The organism is Desulfonatronospira sp. (genome assembly GCA_003563255.1).
Taxonomy (GTDB): Bacteria; Desulfobacterota; Desulfovibrionia; order Desulfovibrionales; family Desulfonatronovibrionaceae; genus Desulfonatronospira.
The window spans coordinates 1-6529 of the sequence record PWSL01000155.1 but is presented as its reverse complement, the minus strand read 5'-3'; the positions used below and the strand labels follow the sequence as shown (position 1 = coordinate 6529).

The window sequence follows — 6529 nt, the reverse complement described above, 5'->3', positions numbered from 1 at the left end:
GTCCGTGGGTGATCCCAACACGTTTATCCCGGAGACCAAGACCTTTATGGTCAACATCCGCAAAAAATAAGGAGGTCTGATTTATGGGTAAGGGATTTTTTATAGATTTGACCAAATGTACAGCCTGCCGGGGTTGCCAGGTGGCCTGCAAACAATGGCACAAGCTGCCTGCTGAGGACACTCACAACTGGGGCTCTTACCAGAACCCCGAGGATCTGTCCTTTATCACCTACAAACTGGTACGCTTTGAGGAACTCGTGGAAAACGGGCAGATGAAAGACTGGCTGTTCTTCCCGGATCAATGCCGCCACTGCATCTCGCCTCCCTGCAAGATGGTCGGGGATATGGACGATGATCAGGCCATCCTGCAGGACTATGATACCGGTACGGTCATGTTCACCGGCAGGACCAAAAACCTGTTTCCCGACGAGATCCGCCAGTCCTGCCCCTATGACATCCCCAGGGAGGACGAGGCATCAGGAGTCATCTCCAAGTGCGACATGTGCTTTGACCGGGTCATAAACGGCATGCTCCCGGCATGTGTGCTTTCCTGTCCCACCGGCAGCATGCACTTCGGCGACCTGGAGGACATGAAGGCCATGGCCGAAGAGAGACTGGCTGAAGCAAAAAAGATATATCCCGATGCAGTCCTGGGCGACCCCAATTCTGTACGCGTGATCTATCTCTTCCAGACCCGTCCGTCCAGCTACTACCACTCTGCAGTGGCCAGCCTGCACGGCCCCAGGCGTTTTACACGCAAAGAGGCTTTTGCCAGGCTGTTCGGGTCCAACAGGCCCAGAGTATAATACATAACTAAAGGGGTCGGAACTTCATTCCGGCCCCCAGGCCCCCGCGCAGGAAAGCGCTCCCTGTGCTTTCCTGCTTGACGGGGCCGACATCTTCCGCATTTCTCATTTATGCCCGATCCATCCGTATTCCTTCCAAACCAGGCCTTCATGGCAAATACTGGTAAAATCGCAGGGTCGGCAAAATTGATACCCCCTTTTTTCTTTTTCTTCCCTTCATGTCCCTTCATGCCCTTCATGGTTAAACCTCTTCTGCCTTTAAACCCTGAACCGTCAGGCCTTGCATGATGTACACCCTTGACCTGACTGACCGGCACGCCGCAGTTCCCGTGATCCAGAACTATGCTTGCAAGGGCTTTTATTTATAGCTATAAATAACTGACCCTATGATAGACAAGAGCAATATCATCCCGGCCATACTTGAGCGTCTGGAAAATCTGCCCCATGGTCATTACCTGGATATGCGCACCTACAAACGCAACCGCTACCTGCTCCTGGTGAAAAAAGGCCATGATGATTTCCTGATAATTGAACACGGCTATTTCCGGGATCGTTTTGAGCATGTTCCCTTGAAAAAGCTCAAGAAACTGCTGAAAACGCTTCTCAAGAAAGAATTCCCCCGCAGCACCAAGGTCAGGGTTTACAACATGGGGGTATTTGAGGAGCAGACTGCGCAGGAAATAGAACGTAAGATCCTTTAGGCGTTAAGCACAAGTTTCGAACAAACATGTTGTTTCATTTTTAAAAAAAGCCAAGAGGTTATGCCCACGGAACACACGGAAAGGCACGGAAGTTTTAAGCGGTGCGAAGCAACGCATATTCCGTGAAATTCCGTGTATTCCGTGGGCAGTCTCTTTTGCCCTGAAGGGGCCACTTTTTCCGTGCAAGGTCACGGAAAAAGCCTAGGGCCTTACTACTTAACTGAATGCGGGCCAAACCCGCCTTGGGAGCCAAACCTTGGGAGTTTTAAGCGTCGACGAACTAAAGCCCGGCATGATTTTGGAAAAAGACGTTTATGCCCCCAGCGGCCGTTTTCTGCTGGGCAGCAGCACAAAAATTACATCCAAGCATATCCAGGTGCTGAAATCCTGGGGGGTTGTCGAGGCCGACATAATGGATGATAAAGACGAGAAAAAGCCTCCTCAGGATGAGAGCATAAGCAGGGAGACCCTGGAAGAGGCGAGAAGCCGCCTGCTGCCCTATTTTGCGGCAACAGATCTTTCAAAACCGGCCATGCGCAATATTTTCAACCTGGCTGTATACAATGCGGCGCAAAACAGCGTTGCTTATTTTCCGGAACTGCCAGACGTTCAAAGCCTGCAAGGCAGTTCCCTCCGGGACTCCCTCAAATTCAGGCAGTATGCACTTACACCCCGGGATATCATCACTCAGCAGATTAAGCTTTCATCCTTCCCGGATATCTATCACCAGATAAATTCTGTTTTGCAGTCCCCGCGCAGTTCAGCCACTCATATTGCAGAAGTGGTCAGCAAGGATGCCAGTCTGTCCAGCAAGCTTTTACGGCTGGTCAACAGCCCGTTTTACGGATTTCCCCGGAAAATTGATACCATAACCAGGGCTGTAGCCATTCTGGGCACCAACGAACTATGTACCCTGGCCCTTGGCATCTCAGTGGTGAGCTATTTTTCGGACATTCCTGAAAAACTGGTCAATATGAAATCATTCTGGAAGCACGGCATATCCTGCGGAGTCATTGCCAGGCTTATCGCAGACCAGCAGCAGGGTCTCTCCGAGGAAACCTACTTCGTCGCCGGCCTTACACATGATATAGGCAGGCTTGTGCTGTTTAATCATGCTCCCCAGGCCACCCGGACGGTACTGGATTATGCGCGGCAGGTCAGAATGCCCCTTTTTCAGGCCGAAAAGGAAATACTGGGGTTTGATCACGCCCATCTTGGTGGAGAACTCTTGAAGGAGTGGTATTTTCCCGTAAGCCTGGAACTGCCTGTGCGCTACCATCACCAGCCGGAAAAAATTCTGAACAGCCTGGAACCGGCCGCAATTCATATAGCTGACATACTGACCCAGGCACTGCGATACGGCTCAAGCGGCAATATTATTGTGCCGGACTTAAGTCCCGGGGCCTGGAAAGACTTGAAAATGAAAGCGACTGCCCTGGGCGGAATAAAATCCCTGGCCCAGAGACAGATTTACGAAATTGAAAGGATATTTCTGGGAGACCCCGGTGCAGAGTGAACCAGATAAATACATAAAATTTCTTGAAGAGAAGATTGCTTATCTCAATGAAGAGAAGCGCATGTCCATTAAAGCCCTGGAGATGGCCGCCTCCATGAGCAGTTTTGAAACCAGCCTGAATCAGGTAGACGATCCGGACATGATCCTCATGGAAGCTTCTCAACGCCTGCAGAAACTCGTCAGGTTCAAATCTCTTTGCTTTTACCTGGTGGATGAATCCAATGAATTTTACCCGGCATACTGTTCACATCCTGAATACAGGGATGTCTACGCTGAAGAGATGCAGGTTCTTATTGATGATAAAACCTTTGCCTGGGCCTTAAATCGCAACAAACCCGTAATCATTACCGCCTTGAACCAGGATCAGATAATGCTGCATGCCCTGAAGACCAGCAGTCGCTTACGGGGCATGTTTATGGGTTTTCTGGAGCAAAAAAGCAGTGACTTCCTGGACAGTATGCTCATGCTGACCAGTGTTGTTTTACATTCAGTGGCTCATCTCCTGGAAAACTTTGAGCTGTATCAACACATCAAAAAGATAAACAATCAGCTTAGCATTGCCCATGCAGAAATGTTCACAGCCAAGGAGGCTGCTCAGGAAGCTTCCAGGGCCAAAACTAAGTTTCTGGCCAACATGAGTCATGAAATCCGTGCCCCCATTAGTTCCGTGGTTTCAGGTCTTGAACTCTTAAAGCCCATGGAGCAGGACAAAGAAAAACTATCCATTCTCAACATGGTCAAGGATTCGGCGGAAGCCCTGCAGAGTGTTGTTAATGACTGCCTGGATATGGCCAAGATAGAGGCCGGCAAACTGGAACTCGCCCCTGAAGAATTCAATTTGCACCATGAACTGGGCAAGAATATTAATATGTTCAGGGTGCTGGCCCAGGCCAAAAACCTTGAACTCAAGCTGAATATAAGGCCCGGCGTCCCTGAAAAACTGTACGGCGACCCTCACCGTCTGGGTCAGATGCTTCGCAACCTGCTTGCCAATGCCATCAAATTTACCTGGGAAGGTTTTGTAGAACTGGGAGCAGAGACCCTGTTTCACAACGAAAACAGGTGCAGCATCAAACTCTGGGTACAGGACACCGGCATAGGTATACCTGAACACGCCATGTCTTCTCTGTTTCAGGATTATGCCCAGGCAGACAGCAGTTATGCCAAAAAATACGGCGGCACAGGACTCGGGCTTCCCATAACCAGGCACCTTGCCCGGATGATGGAAGGAGACATAAGTGTAGTCAGCACAGAAGGAAAAGGGTCCACTTTCACACTGACTCTGATTTTTATGCCTGTTGCTGCAGAACAGCAGGCAGATTCCGCTCCCGGCCCTATGGAAAACCTGGAGGGCCGGTCCCTGCGCATCCTGCTGGCTGAGGACCAGGAACTGAATAGAATGTATATTTCACATTTCCTGGAAAAGGCCGGGCATGTGGTTTTTGAGGCTGAAAACGGCAGGGAGGCTTTGGAAATTGCAAATGAACAGGAGCTTGATCTGGCTCTGATGGACATTCAAATGCCTGTCATGGACGGGCTGGAAGCCGGCCGCAAAATCAGGGAGATCCAGAACCTGCCCCTGATAGCCCTGACCGCCTATGCCATGGAAGAGCAGCACAAGAATATCCTGGGCTCAGGCATGGATCACCTTGTAACCAAGCCTGTTAAACCCGAAGCTCTATTGCAGAAAATCGCCCAGGTTATAAAATGTGCACCTGAAAAAGAAAAGACCGTACAGGCCTGCAGACAGCAGGCCAGGCAGGAGCAGACCCGGGAAGAAGGTTCCCCTTCTCCGGTAGACCAGCAACTGGTGAATGAGTGTTTCAAAAATGATTTTCAGTTCTGGCAGAGTCTTTTGAAAAGGTTTATCAGCCAGGATAAGCCCGCCCATATAATAAAAATGGATGCAGCTCTGAAGGCAAAAGATGCTGAAAACATGATGCGCTCAGCTCATACCCTGAAAAGTGCCCTTGGCAGCCTTTGCGCCATACCGGCCCAGGACTGTGCTGGTCGCCTGGAGAAAAGCTCCCTGGCGCAGGACTGGCCGCGCATTCAAAGTGATTACGCAGCCCTGAAAGAGGAACTGCAGCGCCTGAGCGTTTACTTTCAGGAATTGTAGCCGCTCAGGAGATTCTCACAGGAAACGGGTTGGGGGGGCTGTCCCCGGGACCAGTCAGGGAGCCGGCTGAACAGCCCCTGGATCAAAAGCAACCATGACATCGTCACCCACTAAAATCCCGGACTCTGCAGCCTCCTGCCTGGTCATCACCGACCTGATGGGAAAACCAATATCCATGAGCACCTGGATATGATCACCTTCAGCGGTCATCTGCAGCACTTTTCCGGGAATCTGGCCGCCTGAAAACATCTTTTTGGCCTGATCCATCGAATAGATGCGGACCTTCTCCGGATTGACCAGCACTCTGCACGGACCTTCAGGAACTCTGTCCATCTCTATTTCTACTTTTTCACGCAGAATGCATACATTTCGCCCGTTGCGCCGGACTACGCTGCCCGGCAGAAGGTTTTCACCTCCTGGACCTGAAAGCTTTCCTTCAAAAAGAAAAACCTTGTTTTCCGCCAGCCTGGACGCCTCCAGACGCTTATGCGTGGAAAAAATAACCGTTATCCCTCTTTCTTTGCGGATGTTCTCGATGATCTTCTCTATTACTGCCTGGTTTTCCACGTCCACGCTGGCAGTAGGCTCATCAAAGAGCATTACCTGGGGCGAGCAGGCCATGGCCCGGGCGATGGCCACTCTCTGGGTCTCCCCCCCGGACAGCAGATGAGCCGGTCCATGGGCAAAATCCTGCATGCCCACACGCTCCAGGCTTTCCATGGCTGTCTGCCTGCGCTTTGCGGAATTGATCCTCCGCACCTTGAGCCCGTATTCAACGTTTTTGACCACAGTAGTACTGAACATGATGGGGTGCTGATCCACCAGGACCAGCTCTCTGCGGATGGGGGTCAGATAGTTGGCCTTCCAGTTGATCTCCTGGCCCTTGTAAAAGACCCTGCCCTTTGCCGGAGCATTGAGCATGGCCAGGATATGCAGAAGGGTGGTTTTGCCGGAACCGTTGGGGCCAAGCAGGGCATAGCTCTGCCCCGCCTCCAGCACAAGCCCGGGCAGGTCCAGGACAGTGCGCCCCTCGAATATCTGCTGGACATCCCTTAAAACATACAGGCTCATCTGGCACTCCCGTAGCGTCCCTGCACCAGCTGCATAAAGATATTCATAAACAGGCTGATTGATAGAAGAACAATCCCCAGGCCCAGTGCCAGTATGAATTCACCCTTGTTGTGCTCTAAGGCCATGGCCGTGGTCATGGTCCGGGTGAATCCCTTGATATTTCCCCCCAGCATCATGGCAATGCCGATTTCTGCAATGGCCCGGCCGAAGGCGGCTATGATGGCGGCCAGGATCCCGTAGCGGGCCTCCCTGGCTATGGACAGGGAAGTCTGCCACAGGTTCGCCCCCAGGGTCATGGCCGTGCGCCTGTAGCGGG

At 51.6% G+C, this 6529-nt stretch carries 5 protein-coding genes and 1 pseudogene; 4 read left to right on the top strand and 2 right to left on the bottom strand.

Annotated elements, in window-relative coordinates; genetic code table 11:
* Nucleotides 1–83 precede the first annotated feature (83 nt).
* From QZP87_RS04360 to QZP87_RS04345, 4 genes are all read left to right on the top strand, one after another.
* Nucleotides 84–806: a 4Fe-4S dicluster domain-containing protein gene (locus QZP87_RS04360; protein WP_291321697.1), complete on the top strand. Its 723-nt coding sequence runs from the start codon at nt 84–86 to the stop codon at nt 804–806.
* Between the two features lie 386 nt (nt 807–1192).
* On the top strand, nt 1193–1507 hold the full coding sequence (locus tag QZP87_RS04355; protein WP_291321696.1) for a hypothetical protein: 315 nt from the start codon (nt 1193–1195) through the stop codon (nt 1505–1507).
* A gap of 256 nt (nt 1508–1763) precedes the next feature.
* On the top strand, nt 1764–3023 hold the full coding sequence (locus QZP87_RS04350) for an HDOD domain-containing protein (protein WP_291321695.1): 1260 nt from the start codon (nt 1764–1766) through the stop codon (nt 3021–3023).
* On the top strand, nt 3013–5142 hold the full coding sequence (locus QZP87_RS04345; RefSeq protein WP_291321694.1) for a response regulator: 2130 nt from the start codon (nt 3013–3015) through the stop codon (nt 5140–5142). Before QZP87_RS04350 ends, QZP87_RS04345 begins: the two co-directional genes overlap by 11 nt.
* A gap of 54 nt (nt 5143–5196) precedes the next feature.
* On the opposite strand, the gene QZP87_RS04340 is transcribed toward QZP87_RS04345, so the two are convergent.
* Together QZP87_RS04340 and QZP87_RS04335 are read right to left on the bottom strand one after the other, a co-directional pair.
* On the bottom strand, nt 5197–6213 hold the full coding sequence (locus tag QZP87_RS04340) for an ABC transporter ATP-binding protein (RefSeq protein WP_291321693.1): 1017 nt from the start codon (nt 6211–6213) through the stop codon (nt 5197–5199).
* A pseudogene (locus tag QZP87_RS04335) lies at nt 6210–6529 on the bottom strand (ABC transporter permease); the annotation flags it as partial. The pseudogene QZP87_RS04335 and the gene QZP87_RS04340, both read right to left, overlap by 4 nt.